The organism is Sphingomicrobium sp. XHP0239 (genome assembly GCF_039555325.1).
GTDB classification, from domain to species: Bacteria; Pseudomonadota; Alphaproteobacteria; order Sphingomonadales; family Sphingomonadaceae; genus Sphingomicrobium; species Sphingomicrobium maritimum.
The window spans coordinates 1,704,914-1,719,985 of sequence record NZ_CP154608.1 but is presented as its reverse complement, the minus strand read 5'-3'; the positions used below and the strand labels follow the sequence as shown (position 1 = coordinate 1,719,985).

Genomic DNA, 15,072 nt, shown 5'->3' with positions numbered 1-15,072 from the left:
GACACACTGCGCGAAACACCCCCCGGACGATGTGTTCAGGAGATCGTCACGAATGTGTCATGTCAACGAACAGGACGTGCGACATGGATTAACGCTTTGAATTAACGGCCAACTGTTGCCGATCGGCCACCAATAGGTGAGCAGGCGGCCGTGTTTCGCTAGCGCGCCGGATCGGAGATTTCGCGGACCGTCGCAGGAAGCGCCTTGTCGCGCCGTGTCCCTTCGGGACGATAGCCGTCCGCCCACATGACGAAAGTGATCTTCTGCCCGCCGCGCAGGTCCCGCACGAACGAATTGGGACGACCGTGTGCGTCGTAGCCGAGGACGCCGCCGAAGCGGCTCCGCTGGAGTTCGCGCTCCGAAGGAACGGCTCGGCTTGCCCCGTATCGCCCGCTTGCCACCAACGTGCCGCGTTCGCGCGAGGGATCGGGGACCCTGAACCGGTCCGAAGCGCTCGGCCGGTCGCTCGTCACGGTCGGGGCGCCGTACATCAACGAACTGGTCAATACTGCCCAATCGACATGCCCCGGATCGCGATTGTCGGGCAGTCCGAACACGTCCGCGGTATAGTCCATGCAACTGCCCAGGTTGGGATTGAAGAAATCCTCGTCCAGATGCGCCAGGCCGAAGGTGTGGCCCAGTTCGTGGCACATGGTGAATTCACGCCGGCCGGGGCGGTCGTAGGCGTCCTGATAAGCGAAGAAACTGTCGTTCATCTTGGCTGTGCCGCTGCTGATGCGCGAACCGCTGATGAAGATTTCGGCGATGCCGGTCCAGCCTTCCGCTGTCCCGTATTCATGCGCGCAGACCAGCACTTCGCCCGCATCGGCGTCGCAGATGGCACTATCCTTCTCACGCGCCGGGCCGCGATCGACGAGGATCAGCGGCGATCGCGGATCGTCGTTCCACTTGGCGAAGGCGTTCCGCTCGCCCGTCCGATAGACCGGCAGCCAATCGTCGGCGCTCCGGTCGGAAAAGGCGTAACGGATGGGAATGGTGGGCGCGGTTCCGCGCTGGCCCCAGTGAAGGTCGCCCCACTGATGCCCGACGCCCGCGTTGGCGGCGCCCGTCATCGCCAGCCCCGCGACCGCCAGTCCCAGCACCATCCGTCTCATCGCGTCCCGCACTCCCCGTCGTGATCGTGAAGGAACCTATAAGAGGGGAGAAAACTGAACAATGATTTAAATGACTGTTAAAATTCGATAAAATACGACGCGGTAACGATCAGGCCTGTTCGTCCTGCGGCACCGGCGAGACACCGAGGCGGGGTATTTCAATCTTCGGGCAGCGATCCATCACGACGGTCAGCCCCGCCGCTTCGGCGCGGGCGGCGGCGGCTTCATCGACGACGCCGAGCTGGGTCCAGACCGATTTCGCGCCGACGGCGATCGCCTGATCGATCACCTCCCCGACATGATCGGAATTCACGAAGCAGTCGACCATATCGATCGGGACCCCGATCTGGTCGAGTTCGCGCCAGACATATTCCCCGTGAACATGCTGTCCGGTGATACGCGGATTGACCGGCAGGACGCGATACCCGCGGCCCTGCAGATATTCCATCACGCGATAGCTGTCGCGTGATGGCTTGTCGGACGCGCCGGCCATCGCGATGGTCCGGGTGGCGGCGAGCAGGTCGGCGATGTCATCATCGGCGGTCAACGGCATGGGTATCTCCTTCTGGCCGATCCAACGGTTCAGGACGCTGGCTTGCTCCGCAACTGTTCCAGCATCGCGCGAGCGAGGGCCATGAAGGCGTCCTGCGCCGGACCTTCATCGAGCGCGGGCGGGCGACCCGCATCGCTCGCCGCGCGCACACTGGCCGACAGCGGCAGTCGTCCAAGGAAAGGCAGGTCGAGCGTCCGCGCCGAAGCTTCGGCACCGCCCTGACCGAACGGGTCGCTCGTCTCCCCGCAGTGGGGACAGGCATATCCAGCCATGTTCTCGATCAGTCCCAAGACCGGTACGTCCGTCTTGGCGAACAGATCGACTGCGCGGCGCGCGTCGATCAACGACAGGTCCTGGGGCGTGGACACGATGACAGCGCCGGCGGGGCGCGCTTTCTGGATCAACGAGAGTTGGACATCGCCCGTCCCCGGGGGAAGGTCGATGAGGACGAGCTCGGCGTCGCCCCAGTCGGCCTCGATCAGTTGGGTCAGCGCGCTCGACGCCATCGGCCCGCGCCAGGCGAGCGCGGTATCGGCCGATACCATCTGCCCGACCGAAATCATCCGTACGCCATGCGCCGGGCGGGGAATCAGCTGCTTGCCTTCCGCATCGGGTTTTTCGTGCGCGGCGAACAGCGTGGGTTGGGAAGGACCGTAGATGTCCGCATCGATGAGCCCGACCTTGTGTCCGAGCCCGGAAAGCGCGACGGCGAGGTTCGCGCTCACGGTCGATTTGCCGACCCCGCCCTTGCCCGACCCGATGGCGATGAAGGTGCGCTCGACCTTTTGCACGGTGAAGCCGACGCGCACTTTGTCGACCTCCGGAATGGCGCTGACGCTGGATACGAGGTCTTCTTCCAGCGCACGCCGCGCGGTCGCATCGAGGCCCGTCGCGTCGACGACGAGACTGGCCACTCCGTCCTTCAGACGGCGGGTTCGGATGCGGTCGGCATGGAGGTGCGTATCGAGACGGTCGAGCGGATCGGTCATGCCGTCAGCGACCTAAGCGACCTTTCGACGAATGTCCCTTCTTTTTCTCCTTTTGCCTCCTATGTTTCGTGCCATGAGCATTTTTTCGGGTTGGCGCCGATGGGCGCTGTTCAGCGAAGGCAAGGGCCCCTGGGGATCGTCCGGGGGCAAGTCGGGCGGATCGTCGGGCGACGGCGGTAGCGGATCGGGCGGCGGTGGAAGCGGCGGCGGCGGACCGTGGCGTCCGGGCCCGACCCCGCCGCGCGGCAACAGGCCGAACAACATCACCAGTCTCGACGAATGGATGAACCGCAACCGTTCGCGCTTCGGCGGCGGGGGAAGCGGAAAGGGCCCGGGGCTGCCGAGCCTGCCCTCGGGCGGGATCATCATCTGGGCGATCGTCGCTCTCGTGCTGATTCTCCTGCTCGTCTCCACGTTGCATCGCGTTGCCCCCGAGGAGCGCGGCGTGGTCACTCGCTTCGGCCGCTATATCGACACGCTGTCGCCGGGGATCGGGCTGACCCTGCCCGCGCCCATCGACCGCGTCGAGAAGGTCAACATCGAACAGATCCGCGAGACCGACGTAGCGACCGAACAGCAGGAAAACCTCATGCTGACGGGCGACGAGAACATCATCGACATCGCCTATCAGGTGCGTTGGAAGGTCCGCGATCCCGAGAATTACCTGTTCGAGATTTCGGATCCGCAGGAAGAGACGGTCCGCCAGGTCGCCGAGAGCGCGATGCGGCAGGTCGTCGCCAACGTATCGCTGCAAGACGCGATCGGCGAAGGCCGCGGCGAGATCCAGGTCGAGGTACAACAGGTCATGCAGGAAATCCTCGACGGCTATCGCGCGGGAATCGAGATGCGCGGGGTGGAAATCCAGCGCGCCGATCCGCCGGGCGCTGTCAACGAGGCCTTCAAGCAGGTCACCGCCGCGCAGCAGGATGCGATCAGCTACATCAACCAAGCACGCGCCTACGCGCTCCAGCTCGACGCCAAGTCGCAGGGTGAGGCCGAGGCCTTCAACCGCGTCTATGCCGAATATCGTCTCGCCCCCGAAGTCACGCGCCAGCGTCTCTATTACGAGACGATGGAAAGCGTGCTGCGCGGGGTCGACAAGACCATCATCGAGGCGGACGGGGTGCAGCCCTACCTGCCGCTGTCCGAAGTCAATCGCCAGCAGGGCGCGTCCACCGCGGCCGCCGATGGCGCCAATGCCAACGCGGGAGGCCGATAATGATCGATACCATCAAGCGCCATCCCCTCGTCACGACGTTCATCGCGCTATTCGTCCTCGTGATCCTGCTCGCCAGCTTCCCGATCGCCAACGAGAAGCAGCAGGGCGTTGTCGTCCGCTTCGGCGCTCCCAACCGGGTCATCAATCCCTTTACCGAAGAGGGCGTGGTCGGCGGAGACGGGGCGGGCATCACCTGGCGCCTGCCGTTCGCCGAGGACATCGTGTGGATCGACAAGCGTGTCCGCGACATCGACATGGATACGCAGCAGGTGCTGTCGACCGACCAGCTGCGGCTCGAGGTCGATGCCTTCGCGCGCTATCGGATCGTCGACCCGCTGCAGATGTATGTCGCCGCCACCAGCGAGGAACGGGTAGAGGCGACGCTTCGCCCCATTCTCGGGTCGCAGCTGCGCAACGAACTGGGCAAACGTCCTTTCGCCTCGCTGCTCTCGCCCGAACGAGAGGGCGTGATGGAGAATATCCGGGCCGGGCTCGACCAGGTCGCGCGCCAGTACGGGGCCGAGATCATCGACGTGCGGATCAAGCGCGCCGACCTTCCCGACGGTTCGCCGCTCGACAGCGCCTTCCAGAGGATGCGCACCGCGCGCGAGCAGGAAGCCCGCTCGATCCGTGCGCAGGGCGCCAAGCAAGCGCAGATCATTCGCGCCGATGCGGATGCCGATGCCGCGCGCGTCTATGCCGACGCGTTCAACAAGGATCCGGAATTCTACGATTTCTACCGCGCGATGGAGAGCTATCGCTCCACCTTCCTCGAGGATGGGGACACTCCGGCCGGCGGCACGTCGATCGTGATGAGCCCGGACAACGAATATCTGCGCGAATTCACCGGCCGCTAGGTGGAGCGTCCGCGCTTGCCGTGCATTTGGTAGAAGCAGGTAGCGCGTTCGTCGGGCGGGACGGCGATATTCAAACGGCGTTCAGCGCCCGGGCAACAGCCCTTTGTGGCTCGCGATGATCAAGTGTAAGAAGGAAGAGTTGGATGGCTAAGGAGAGAGTTGCCGTGCGCTACGTTTACGGGATGGCCGCAGCGATGCTGATGGGCGGCGCGGCCTATTCGATGACCGGCGGCGAACTGGCGGCTCAGCAGGCGCAAAATGCCCAGCGGCCCGTTCCCGTGCAGGGCGCACCCGAAAGCTTCGCCGAACTGGCCGAGCGTTTGCAGCCCGCCGTGGTCAACATCTCGACCCGCCAGGAGATCGCGGTCCAGCGCCGGTCGAACGATCCCTTCGAACAATTCTTCCGTCGCTTCGGCGTGCCGGATCCGCGCAGCGAGCAGGAAGGCGAGGAAGGCGACACGATCACGCGTGAAAGCGGATCGCTCGGCTCGGGCTTCGTCATTTCGGCCGACGGCTACATCATTACCAACAACCATCTCATCCAGAGCCGCACCGATCAGAACGACACGGTGGACGAGGTCGTCGTGACCTTCCCCGACCTGTCGGAATATGACGCGCGCATCATAGGGCGCGACATCAACAGCGACATTGCTGTTCTCAAGATCGAGGGGAATGATTTCCCCTATGTCAATTGGGGCGACAGCAACGAAGTGCGCGTGGGTGACTGGGTGATCGCGATCGGCAACCCGTTCGGATTGAACGGCACGGTCACCGCGGGCATCGTTTCGGCGCTGCAGCGCGGGGTGCCGCAGGCAGCCAACGGCGCGACCGGGGCGGAACGCTATATCCAGACCGATGCCAGCATCAACATGGGTAACTCGGGTGGCCCGATGTTCGACATGATGGGCAATGTCGTGGGCGTGAACTCGGCGCTCTATTCGCCGACCGGTTCCAACGTCGGCATCGGCTTTGCCGTCCCCGCGGACCAGGCCCGCCGCGTCGCGGAGGCGCTCATCCGCGGCGAACGTCCGCAGCGCGGTTATCTCGGCGTCTCGCTCGGGGCGGTCGACGACGCGCTTGCCGCCGCGGATGGTCTCGAGCGCGGTCGCGGCGAGATCGTCAACAGCGTGGTGGAAGGCGAAGCCGCCGAACGCGCAGGGATCCGCGAGGGCGATATCATCCTGTCGATCGACGGTGTGCCGGTCGACCAGAACAACAATGTTTCCTACCTCATCGCCAATACCCCCGTGGACGAGACCGTTCCGGTCGTCGTCATTCGCGACGGGGAGCGGCGCACCATCAACGTCCGTATCGGACAGCGCCCGACCAACGAACAGTTGGCCGCTCAGCTTGGCGCGCCCGACGAAGAAGACGATGGAATGGCCGCCGAGGACGAGACTCCTTCGCGCGGTGGCGAAGCACTCGGGATGACACTTCAGCCTTTGAATGACCAGATCCGTCGCGGCCTTCGTCAGTCCGAGAACCAGCAGGGCGTCGTTATCACGCGCGTGGAGCAGGGCAGCCGGGCGCAACGGCAGGGCATCCGTCGCGGCGACCTCATCATTTCGGTCAACCGCCAGCCGGTGACTACGCCGCAGGAAGTGTCCTCCCTGGTGGAACAGGCGCGGCGCTCGGGCCGTGAAGCGGTACGGCTGCGTATCCGGCGCGGACAGAACGAGACGTTCGTCGGAGTGCTTTTCGAATAGCCGGATAGCGGCGGGGACTTGCGCCCCGCCGCTCGCTCTCTAGGCTCCTCTCCACGACGCGAGGGGAGTTCATGAGCGACGATACCATCTTCATCGGCACGGCAGGCGAGGGCGGCCCGCGGCAGGGACTGCGGCTCGATCGTGCGAACCGCCACGGCCTCATCGCGGGTGCGACCGGGACCGGCAAGACGATCACGCTGCAGGGACTGGCGGAAGGCTTCTCTAAGGCTGGCGTCCCTGTTTTCCTGTCCGACGTGAAGGGCGACCTCGCGGGGATCGCGATGCCCGGATCGCCCACCCACAAGCTCCACGAACCCTTCACCAAGCGTGCCGCCAAGATCGGCTACGACGATTACGCCTACGAGGCGTTTCCCGCGCAGTTCTGGGACCTGTTCGGAAAGCAGGGCCATCCCGTCCGCACCACGGTCAGCGAAATGGGTCCGCTGCTGCTCGCGCGGCTGATGGATCTGAACGACACGCAGGAAGGCGTGCTCACCATCGCCTTCCACCTCGCCGACGAAGACGGGCTGCTGCTGCTCGACCTCGACGACCTTCAGGCGATGCTCGCGCATGTGGGGGAGCGGGCGTCGGAACTGCGCACGGATTACGGCAACGTCTCGTCCGCCAGCGTGGGTGCGATCCAGCGCAAGATTCTGCAACTGCGCAGTCAGGGCGGCGACCTGTTTTTCGGCGAACCCGCGCTCGACCTTGCCGACTTCTTCGCGACCGACGACGACGGCAAGGGCGTGGTGAACATCCTTGCCGCCGATCAACTGATGCAATCGCCCCGGCTCTATTCGACCTTCCTCCTGTGGCTGCTCTCCGAACTGTTCGAGGAGCTTCCCGAAGTGGGCGATCCGGACAAGCCCAAGCTCGTCTTCTTCTTCGACGAGGCGCACCTGCTCTTCGACGATGCCCCCAAGGCGTTGGTCGAGAAAGTCGAACAGGTCGTGCGTCTAATCCGGTCCAAGGGCGTCGGCGTCTTCTTCGTGACGCAGAACCCGATCGACATTCCGGACGACGTGGCGGGCCAGCTCGGCAATCGTGTCCAGCACGCGCTGAGGGCCTTCACGCCCCGCGACGAAAAGGCTGTCCGCAGTGCCGCCGAAACCTTCCGCGAGAACCCCGCCATCGATGTCGCCGAGGTCATTACCGAATTGAAGGTCGGCGAGGCGCTGGTGTCGGTCCTCGACGCCGAAGGCGCGCCGACGCCGGTCGAACGCACGCTCGTCAAACCGCCGCGCGCTCGCGCGGGCACGATCTCGACCGGGGAACGCGCCGCGCTCGTCGCCGCCGATGCGGTAGGCACCCGCTACGATGAACGCTTGGACCGCGAGAGCGCCGACGAAATCCTCGAAGCGCGCGCCGCCGACAAAGCGAAGGCCGCTGCCGAAGAAGAAGCGCGCCTCGAAGCAGAGGAGGCAGCGGAGAAGGCCGAGAAGGAACGAGTTCGCGCCGAACGGTCCTCCCGATCGCGGCGCGCGTCCAATCCCGTGGATCAGGTCGGAAAGGTCGTGCAGCGCACCATCGTCAACAGGGTGGGGCGGCAGATTGGTAATGCGATCCTGCGCGGCATCCTCGGCGGCATGGCGGGCGGGCGGGCCGCCCGTGCCACGTCGTCCGGAAAGAGCAAGCGCAAGAAGAGCGCGCCTGATTGGATGCGGCTTTGAGTGAGGGTCTCGATCTCGTCTCCCAGCTCGAGGAGGAATGGCGGTTGGCGCTGTTCGCCAAGGACGAGACGCGGCTTCGGGCGCTGATCCATCCCGATTTCCAGCTGGTCGGGGTTCGCGGCGATGGTCCCGTGTCGCTCGATCTCGATGCCTGGATATCGGCGCTCGCCAACATGGATGTCGTCGATCTCGACGTGTCGGTCACGCACGTCTGTCGCGTGCGCGGCACCATCGTCGCCACCGTCGATGCCCGCTGGAGCGTCCGTTACATGGGCCAGACCATTCAGGAACGCGTCCTGCTCAGCGATGTATGGGTCGAGTGCGAAGAAGGGTGGAAGGTCCTGCGTCGGCACAGCTCGCCGCTGTCCTGCGAGTAAGGCTTGAAGGCTCGCAAATCCTTCTTATCTTTAGCGTTATAACGCGACGAAGGAAAATGGGATGAGCTTGACGGTGATGATGATCGCGCTGGGAATGAGCGCCCAATCCGCCGATTCGGTGACGGGCCCCCGCATGCGCTTCGATGAATGCCTCGACCAGCGCGTCGCTGCGGCCAAGCAGCAGCGGCAGTCGAGCGAGGAATTCCGCAGGTCCATCCGTACCGCCTGTGCCGCCGAAGCGCGGGAATTTCGCAACGCGCTGGTCGCCTATGATAAATCGACCGGGCAGGACAGCCGCGAGGCCGAGCAGTGGGCCGACCAGGACGTCAACGATCACCGCGACGCTGCCGCGCGCCGGTACGAGCGCGACTAGAGTTTCTTGCCGCTCCGGCGCGTTTTGAAACGCGCCTCAGCCACGACCCCGATAGGTCTGCACACCCTGGTCCGGGAGCCACAGCGCTTCGGGCGGGGCACCTGTTTGCCAGAAGACATCGATAGGAATGCCGCCGCGCGGATACCAGTAGCCGCCGATGCGCAGCCATTCGGGCTTCATCTCGTCCGCGAGCCGCCGCCCGATCCCCACGGTGCAATCCTCATGGAAGGCGCAATGGTTGCGAAAACTGCCCAGAAACAGCTTGAGGCTTTTGGATTCCACGATTGTGTCGCCGGGTGCATAATCGATGACGAGATGCGCGAAATCGGGCTGCGACGTGACCGGGCAAAGCGATGTGAACTCCGGCGCCGTGAACCGCACCAGATAAAGCTCGCCCGCTCGCGGGTTGGGGACATAGTCGAGTTCCGCCTCCTCCGGAGAGGTCGGGAGTGGACTGTCGCTGCCGAGAAATTTGGGTTCCATTCGCGCGCTCTAGCGGAAAGCCCGCCGCCCGCGCAATTCTCTCCGCTTGTCGACGTCCGCGGAGCCAAAGTGGGGCGAAGGCTTTGGTCGATCGAAGGAGATTGAACCATGAGCAATTCGAACAGCTTTCAGACCGACCAGTACGTAAAGTGGAACTGGGGCAACGGCGAAGGGAAGGGACAGATCGAGGAGCGCTTCGAACGCGAAGTGACCCGGACCCTGAGCGGAAGCGAGATCACCAAGGACGGCAGCGAAGACAATCCCGCCTATCTCATCAAGCAGGAAGACGGCGACAAGGTTCTCAAGCTGGGCAGCGAACTGGAAGCGCAGGACTGACGGGCGCTTTCGTTTTTGCGAGCGCCGTGATGCGAACCCGCGTCTGACGCTTTCGCTCGCTTCGCTTCGCGTGCGATCTTGCTTAAGGTGTCTTGATGGAAAGCCTCGTCACCGCCGATTGGCTCGCCGCCAATCTGAACACCGTCCAGGTCGTCGATGCGAGCTTCTTTCTTCCCGACAGCGGCATCGATGGCGCCAAGCGCTTTCGGGAAGGACATCTTCCCGGCGCCCGTCGCCTCGACATTGCGACGTTCGTGGATCCGCAGGCCGCGACGGCGAACATGCTTCCGTCGCACGAGGCTGGCTGCGCGATGCTGGAGGAAATCGGGCTCGACCGAGATCGGCCGCTCGTCGTCTACGACGATGCTCCGCACCACACGGCGGCGCGCGGTTGGTTCACGCTCACGCATTTTGGCGCTCGTGAGGTCGCCATCCTCGATGGCGGGCTGAGTGCCTGGAAAGGGGCGGGGGGTCGTCTGGAAACTGGCCCGCCGATGCCCCGATCCGGTTCGTGGCCGACGGGGAGAACCGCCCACCGTATCGTCATTAAGGACGACCTGCTGGGGCCCGATCGTCCGCCCGTTCTCGACGCGCGAAGCCCTAAACGATTTGCGGGAGCGACCGACGAACCGCGCCCCGGAACGGCAGCGGGGCGTATTCCGGGTTCGACCAATCTGCCCTACGCCGCGCTCTATGATGAGGACGGACGCTTCCTTCCCGACGCGGAGCTGGCCCGTCTGTTCGCCGAGAGCGGTGTCGACGCGAAGAGCGACTTCGTTGCCAGTTGCGGATCGGGCGTGACCGCTTGCGCGATCCTGTTCGCGGCGCAACGGATCGGAGCCGATGGCGGCGCGCTCTACGATGGCAGCTGGGCGGAATGGGGAAGCGATCCCGCGACGCCCAAGGAACGCGGCTAGAGCGTAAGCAGGACCCGTTCGACCGACCGGTGGACCTCCACACGCGCATGAGTTTTCTTCCGCACGCATTCGGCGTTCTGCGGTTCACGGCGTGAAAGAGGGAGCGGTGCGATCATGGCGCCATACTAGCGCCGCAGGTCTCACCGAAGCGTTAACGCCTACTGTTCCAAGTCGCGCAGGATCCAGCCGCGTTGCGGTATCGTCTCGATGAATTCCGCACCGCCGGAGGCGCTCCGCAACTTCTTGCGAAGCTTGGAAATGAAAACGTCGATGATCTTGGGCTGCGGCTGATCGTCGGCGCGGCGATAGAGATGCTTCAGAAGCATGTTGCGTGTGACGACATTGTTTCGCGCGTAGGCGAGCAGTTCGAGGACGCGATACTCCATCTCGGTAATGCCGATGGGATGGCCGTCGATGCGGATCAGGCGCTGGACACTGTCGACCTGCATTCGTCCGCCACACAGGCTTTCGGGGATTTCGTCGCCCTGCGCCTTGATGTCGGCGAGCAGTTTGGAGGCGGTCTCCTCCGCATCTCCCGGCCCGGCCCCGTCGGGCGCACCGAGGACGTCCTGCTGGATGTCGCTCAACGCCTTCTGCGCTTCGGCGACCAGTTCCAGTCCGTCTTCCAGCTTGCGCTTGGCACGTTCGAGCCGGCTCTCGATGTCGACCAGACCGTTCTGAAGCTTTGCCCCCGCCTCGCTCATCGCGCTTACCGCGGCTGTTCGGCGCTGGCTTCCTGACCCTCGCCTTCGGGGGTGGACAGGATGGTCTGCGTCTGCGCGCCCTTGTCGACGACGCGCGTGTCGGGATCGCCCGCGGTGGAACGCGCACCGAGCGGGATCACCCCGTCGGCGGCTTCGCTGACGGCAATCCGTTCGACCGCCGAACGGCTGGCGGGACCGCCGTAAAGCGCTTCCAGTGCCCGCGCCTGGACTTCATCGACACTGGTCGAAACGGTCCCCGCACGGGGCGGCTCCAGCGTGTAGTCGGGCGGAATGATCAGCGGCGCGTTGCGCGCGACCGCATATTCGTCGAGCGACCCGCCCGGGCTCGAGCAGGCGGCGAGCGCGCCCGCGAGCAGCAGGATGGGGAGGGCGTTACGCATTGTTCTTCTCCTTATCGGTCCGCGGCCAGAAGGCGCGGACCAGCAAATAGACGACACCGAGCGTGATCGCGGCGTCGGCGATGTTGAATACATAGAAAGGCCTAAACGTGCCAACATGCAAGTCCGCATAGTCGACGACGTAGCCGAACCGCACCCTATCCACGATATTCCCCAGCGCGCCCCCGAGGATCATGGCAAACCCCGCGCGGTCCCCTTCCTCGCCCGGCCGGGTAATCCACCAAGCGACGAAGGCGGCGATCGCGGCGGTGGCGATGACGAGACCCCAGCGCATTGCTTCGCTGGTCGCCTGGAACAGCCCCAGGCTGATCCCGCGGTTTTCGACCCAGGTGAGGTTGAAGAAGGGCAGCAGTTCGACGCTGCCTTTAGATTCCAGCGCGAACGGACCGACGATCCACCATTTGATCAGCTGGTCGATGATGAAGATCGCGGCGGCGATCGCATAGGCACGGCGCGAGGTCATTTGCTGAGCACCTCCGCACAGCGTCCGCATAGTGAACCGTCTTCCCCGACTTCGGGCAGATGACGCCAGCAGCGGCCGCACTTGGCGTGATCGGTCACTGCAACCGATAGCTGCGCGCCCGCGTGAACGGGGCCGGAAATGAACAATTCCGCGAGGAAATCGGGATCCTCGTTGCTGTCCACGGTCACTTCTGCGGCGAGACTGGATCGGATGATCTTTTCCTTGCGATAGGGTTCGATCGCCTCCGTCACTTCGCGGCGGAGGGTGCGCAGACCGTCCCACCGCTCGGCGAGCGCGTCGTCGCGCCAGTCGTCGGAAATTCCGGGCCAGTCGAGTGTATGGACGCTGCCGCCGTCAGGGTAGCGGGTGGTCCACGTTTCCTCGGTCGTGAAGACCAGCACCGGGGCCATCCAGCGCACCAGCGCGTGGAACAGCACGTCGAGAACGGTGCGGTAGGCGGCACGGGTGGCCGTCTGGTCGCCTGTCGACAGGTTGACGTCGCAGTAGAGCCGGTCCTTGCGGATATCGAAGAAGAAGGCGGAAAGATCGTCCTGCGCGAAATCGACCAGCCGCCGCACGTAGGCGTTGAAGTCGTAGCGTTCGATATCGGCCTTCAACGCGTCCGACAGTCTCGCCAGACGATGCAGCATGTAGCGTTCGAGTTCGGGCATGTCGGCGGGCTGCACGGTCTCGCCCGCGTCGAAGCCGTCCAACGCGCCCAGGAGGTAGCGGAAGCTGTTGCGCAGCTTGCGATACTGGTCCGCCACGCCCTTCAGGATCTCGTCGCCGATGCGGTGATCCTCGGTGAAGTCCACCGTCACCGCCCACAGACGGATGATGTCGGCGCCATACTGGTCCATCAGCGTCAGCGGGCTGACGGTGTTGCCGAGCGACTTGGACATCTTCATGCCCTTAGCATCCATCGTGAAGCCGTGGGTGAGCACCTGCTTGTAGGGCGCACGACCGCGGGTGCCGCAGCTCTCGAGCAGCGAGGACTGGAACCAGCCGCGATGCTGGTCGCTGCCTTCGAGGTAGACGTCGGCGGGTGAACGCAGGTCGGGCCAGCGGTCGCTTTCGAGCACGAAGGCGTGGGTCGAACCGCTGTCGAACCAGACGTCGAGGATGTCGGCGACCATCTCGTAATCGTCGGGATCGCGGTCGGGCCCGAGAAAATCGCTCGCTCGATCCTCGGACCAAGCATCCACGCCCTCGTTCGTCATCGCCTCGACGATGCGGGCGTTAACCGCCTCGTCGACCAGAAGCTCGCCCGATTTGCGATGCACGAACAGCGCGATCGGCACGCCCCATGCGCGCTGGCGACTGATGAGCCAGTCGGGGCGTCCGGCGACCATCGTGCCGATGCGGTTCTTGCCCTTCGGCGGGAAGAAATCGGTGGCGTCGATCGCGTCCATCGCCGTTTCGCGCAGCGAGGGGTAATCGTCGACGAGCGTGTCGCCCGGCGGGATCGGCGCGCCGCCCTCGTCCTCCCAGCGCTTCTCGGCGCGGGTCTTCTTGGGGAGGTGACGGAGAGGTTCGTCCATGCCGATAAACCACTGCGGGGTGCAGCGGTAGATGACCTTGGCTTTCGAGCGCCACGAATGCGGATAGCTGTGATGATAGTCCGCGCTGGCAGACAGCAATGCGCCCACTTCGCGGAGGTCCGAACAGATCGGCCCGTCGGGTGCATTGAATGGCTTGTTGATGACGCTGCGGCGGCGATCGTCATCCGAGCCGAGCCACAGCCAGTCGTCGCGATACAGCCCGTTCTTCTCGACCGCGAAGACGGGGTCGATGCCGTGCTTTTTGCACAGGAGGAAATCATCTTCGCCATGATCGGGCGACATGTGGACGATGCCGGTGCCGCTGTCGGTCGTGACGAAATCGCCCGCGAGCATGGGGCGCGGCTTGGCGTAGAAACCGCCGAGATGGTGCATCGGATGGCGGACGACGGTTCCGGCGAGGTCGGCGCCTTTGCCGGACCATTCCGTCATGACATCCGATTTCTCAAGTCCGATACGGTCGAGGACGCCTTCTATTAGCTCCTTCGCAACAAGTAGGTGACTGATGCCGAAGCGTTTTCCTCTCGGAAGACGATTGAGGTGCAGAACCTCGTATTCGATCTCCGGCCCGTACGCCAAAGCCTGGTTCACCGGGATCGTCCACGGCGTTGTCGTCCAGATCACCGCATGCGCGCCAACCAGTTCCGGGATCGGGCTCTCGACGATCTCGAACGCGACGTCGATCTGCGGGCTGTCGGTCAGGTCCTGATATTCGACTTCCGCCTCGGCCAGCGCGGTTTCCTCGACCGGGGACCACATCACCGGCTTCGACCCGCGATAGAGCTGGCCCGTCTCGGCGAACTTGAACAGTTCGGCGACGATCTGCGCCTCCGCCTCGGGCCGCATGGTCAGGTAGGGCTTGTCCCACTCGCCGATATTGCCGAGCCGCTGGAACTGGCCCGTCTGCACGTCCACCCAATGCTGCGCATATTCGCGGCATTCGGCGCGGAATTCCTTGGCGGGGACATCCTTCTTGTCGCGCTTCTTCTTGCGATACTGTTCCTCGATCTTCCACTCGATCGGCAGGCCGTGACAGTCCCAGCCGGGCACGTAGGGCGCGTCCTTGCCGAGCAGAGTCTGCGCGCGCACGGTCACGTCCTTCAGCGTCTTGTTCAATGCATGGCCGATGTGGATATCGCCGTTCGCGTACGGCGGACCGTCGTGCAGGATGAACTTCTCGCGGCCCTCGCGGCTCTTGCGGACCTGCTGGTAGATCTTCTCGTCCTGCCACTTCTTCAGGATGACGGGCTCCTTCTGCGGGAGGCCGGCTTTCATCGGAAAATCGGTCTTCGGCAGGAAAACCGTGTCTTTATAGTTGGGCGTGTCAGACAT

Annotated in this window: 16 protein-coding genes; 8 read left to right on the top strand and 8 right to left on the bottom strand. The window is 64.3% G+C overall.

Going from position 1 to position 15,072, the window contains the following annotated elements; genetic code table 11:
* Window positions 1–158: 158 nt before the first annotated feature.
* The 3 genes from WJT74_RS08795 to WJT74_RS08785 form a co-directional block, all read right to left on the bottom strand.
* Window positions 159–1,115 (bottom strand): hypothetical protein, encoded by a 957-nt coding sequence (locus WJT74_RS08795; RefSeq protein ID WP_343343815.1) that lies wholly within the window; start codon window positions 1,113–1,115, stop codon window positions 159–161.
* Between the two features lie 109 nt (window positions 1,116–1,224).
* The gene (locus tag WJT74_RS08790; protein ID WP_343343812.1) at window positions 1,225–1,668 is read right to left on the bottom strand and encodes a CoA-binding protein; all 444 of its coding nucleotides are present in this window, start codon (window positions 1,666–1,668) and stop codon (window positions 1,225–1,227) included.
* 29 nt (window positions 1,669–1,697) lie between these two features.
* On the bottom strand, window positions 1,698–2,657 hold the full coding sequence (locus tag WJT74_RS08785; RefSeq protein WP_343343809.1) for an Mrp/NBP35 family ATP-binding protein: 960 nt from the start codon (window positions 2,655–2,657) through the stop codon (window positions 1,698–1,700).
* Window positions 2,658–2,730: 73 nt separating this feature from the next.
* Here WJT74_RS08785 and hflK point away from each other — a divergent pair, with 73 nt between their 5' ends.
* From hflK to WJT74_RS08755, 6 genes are all read left to right on the top strand, one after another.
* On the top strand, window positions 2,731–3,876 hold the full coding sequence (gene hflK / locus WJT74_RS08780) for an FtsH protease activity modulator HflK (protein WP_343343804.1): 1,146 nt from the start codon (window positions 2,731–2,733) through the stop codon (window positions 3,874–3,876).
* A 2-nt stretch (window positions 3,877–3,878) separates the two neighbouring features.
* Window positions 3,879–4,733 (top strand): protease modulator HflC, encoded by an 855-nt coding sequence (hflC, locus tag WJT74_RS08775; RefSeq protein WP_432215239.1) that lies wholly within the window; start codon window positions 3,879–3,881, stop codon window positions 4,731–4,733.
* A 143-nt stretch (window positions 4,734–4,876) separates the two neighbouring features.
* Window positions 4,877–6,439, top strand: a complete 1,563-nt coding sequence (locus tag WJT74_RS08770; RefSeq protein WP_343343798.1) for a Do family serine endopeptidase — start codon at window positions 4,877–4,879, stop codon at window positions 6,437–6,439.
* A 71-nt stretch (window positions 6,440–6,510) separates the two neighbouring features.
* Window positions 6,511–8,109 carry a helicase HerA-like domain-containing protein gene (locus WJT74_RS08765; protein WP_343343795.1) on the top strand — a complete coding sequence of 533 codons (1,599 nt, stop codon included), beginning with the start codon at window positions 6,511–6,513 and terminating at the stop codon, window positions 8,107–8,109.
* Window positions 8,106–8,486 (top strand): nuclear transport factor 2 family protein, encoded by a 381-nt coding sequence (locus WJT74_RS08760; protein WP_343343792.1) that lies wholly within the window; start codon window positions 8,106–8,108, stop codon window positions 8,484–8,486. The genes WJT74_RS08765 and WJT74_RS08760 overlap by 4 nt, the downstream gene beginning before the upstream one ends.
* Before the next feature lie 61 nt (window positions 8,487–8,547).
* On the top strand, window positions 8,548–8,859 hold the full coding sequence (locus WJT74_RS08755; RefSeq protein WP_343343790.1) for a hypothetical protein: 312 nt from the start codon (window positions 8,548–8,550) through the stop codon (window positions 8,857–8,859).
* A gap of 36 nt (window positions 8,860–8,895) precedes the next feature.
* On the opposite strand, the gene queF is transcribed toward WJT74_RS08755, so the two are convergent.
* On the bottom strand, window positions 8,896–9,342 hold the full coding sequence (queF, locus tag WJT74_RS08750) for a preQ(1) synthase (RefSeq protein ID WP_343343787.1): 447 nt from the start codon (window positions 9,340–9,342) through the stop codon (window positions 8,896–8,898).
* A 108-nt stretch (window positions 9,343–9,450) separates the two neighbouring features.
* On the opposite strand from queF, the gene WJT74_RS08745 reads away from it, so the two are divergent.
* Window positions 9,451–9,678 carry a DUF2945 domain-containing protein gene (locus WJT74_RS08745; RefSeq protein ID WP_343343784.1) on the top strand — a complete coding sequence of 76 codons (228 nt, stop codon included), beginning with the start codon at window positions 9,451–9,453 and terminating at the stop codon, window positions 9,676–9,678.
* 95 nt (window positions 9,679–9,773) lie between these two features.
* Window positions 9,774–10,595 (top strand): sulfurtransferase, encoded by an 822-nt coding sequence (locus tag WJT74_RS08740; RefSeq protein WP_343343782.1) that lies wholly within the window; start codon window positions 9,774–9,776, stop codon window positions 10,593–10,595.
* Window positions 10,596–10,753: 158 nt separating this feature from the next.
* Here the strand turns inward: WJT74_RS08740 and WJT74_RS08735 are convergent, their stop codons facing one another.
* Genes WJT74_RS08735 through ileS form a run of 4 tightly spaced genes read right to left on the bottom strand, consistent with a single transcriptional unit; the run spans window position 10,754 to window position 15,072 of the window.
* The gene (locus WJT74_RS08735; RefSeq protein WP_343343780.1) at window positions 10,754–11,299 is read right to left on the bottom strand and encodes a winged helix-turn-helix domain-containing protein; all 546 of its coding nucleotides are present in this window, start codon (window positions 11,297–11,299) and stop codon (window positions 10,754–10,756) included.
* A 5-nt stretch (window positions 11,300–11,304) separates the two neighbouring features.
* On the bottom strand, window positions 11,305–11,700 hold the full coding sequence (locus tag WJT74_RS08730; RefSeq protein WP_343343778.1) for a DUF3035 domain-containing protein: 396 nt from the start codon (window positions 11,698–11,700) through the stop codon (window positions 11,305–11,307).
* The gene (lspA, locus tag WJT74_RS08725; protein WP_343343776.1) at window positions 11,693–12,181 is read right to left on the bottom strand and encodes a signal peptidase II; all 489 of its coding nucleotides are present in this window, start codon (window positions 12,179–12,181) and stop codon (window positions 11,693–11,695) included. Before lspA ends, WJT74_RS08730 begins: the two co-directional genes overlap by 8 nt.
* Window positions 12,178–15,072, bottom strand: coding sequence for an isoleucine--tRNA ligase (gene ileS / locus WJT74_RS08720; protein WP_343343774.1), 2,895 nt, complete (start codon window positions 15,070–15,072; stop codon window positions 12,178–12,180). The genes lspA and ileS overlap by 4 nt, the downstream gene beginning before the upstream one ends.

Coding starts and splice junctions, on each gene's coding strand:
- queF (WP_343343787.1), bottom strand. CDS start 9,342: ATGGAACCCAAATTTCTCGGCAGCGACAGTCCACTCCCGACCTCTCCG.
- WJT74_RS08795 (WP_343343815.1), bottom strand. CDS start 1,115: ATGAGACGGATGGTGCTGGGACTGGCGGTCGCGGGGCTGGCGATGACG.
- WJT74_RS08790 (WP_343343812.1), bottom strand. CDS start 1,668: ATGCCGTTGACCGCCGATGATGACATCGCCGACCTGCTCGCCGCCACC.
- WJT74_RS08730 (WP_343343778.1), bottom strand. CDS start 11,700: ATGCGTAACGCCCTCCCCATCCTGCTGCTCGCGGGCGCGCTCGCCGCC.
- WJT74_RS08785 (WP_343343809.1), bottom strand. CDS start 2,657: ATGACCGATCCGCTCGACCGTCTCGATACGCACCTCCATGCCGACCGC.
- WJT74_RS08765 (WP_343343795.1), top strand. CDS start 6,511: ATGAGCGACGATACCATCTTCATCGGCACGGCAGGCGAGGGCGGCCCG.
- WJT74_RS08745 (WP_343343784.1), top strand. CDS start 9,451: ATGAGCAATTCGAACAGCTTTCAGACCGACCAGTACGTAAAGTGGAAC.
- WJT74_RS08755 (WP_343343790.1), top strand. CDS start 8,548: ATGAGCTTGACGGTGATGATGATCGCGCTGGGAATGAGCGCCCAATCC.
- lspA (WP_343343776.1), bottom strand. CDS start 12,181: ATGACCTCGCGCCGTGCCTATGCGATCGCCGCCGCGATCTTCATCATC.
- WJT74_RS08740 (WP_343343782.1), top strand. CDS start 9,774: ATGGAAAGCCTCGTCACCGCCGATTGGCTCGCCGCCAATCTGAACACC.
- ileS (WP_343343774.1), bottom strand. CDS start 15,072: ATGTCTGACACGCCCAACTATAAAGACACGGTTTTCCTGCCGAAGACC.
- WJT74_RS08735 (WP_343343780.1), bottom strand. CDS start 11,299: ATGAGCGAGGCGGGGGCAAAGCTTCAGAACGGTCTGGTCGACATCGAG.
- hflK (WP_343343804.1), top strand. CDS start 2,731: ATGAGCATTTTTTCGGGTTGGCGCCGATGGGCGCTGTTCAGCGAAGGC.
- WJT74_RS08770 (WP_343343798.1), top strand. CDS start 4,877: ATGGCTAAGGAGAGAGTTGCCGTGCGCTACGTTTACGGGATGGCCGCA.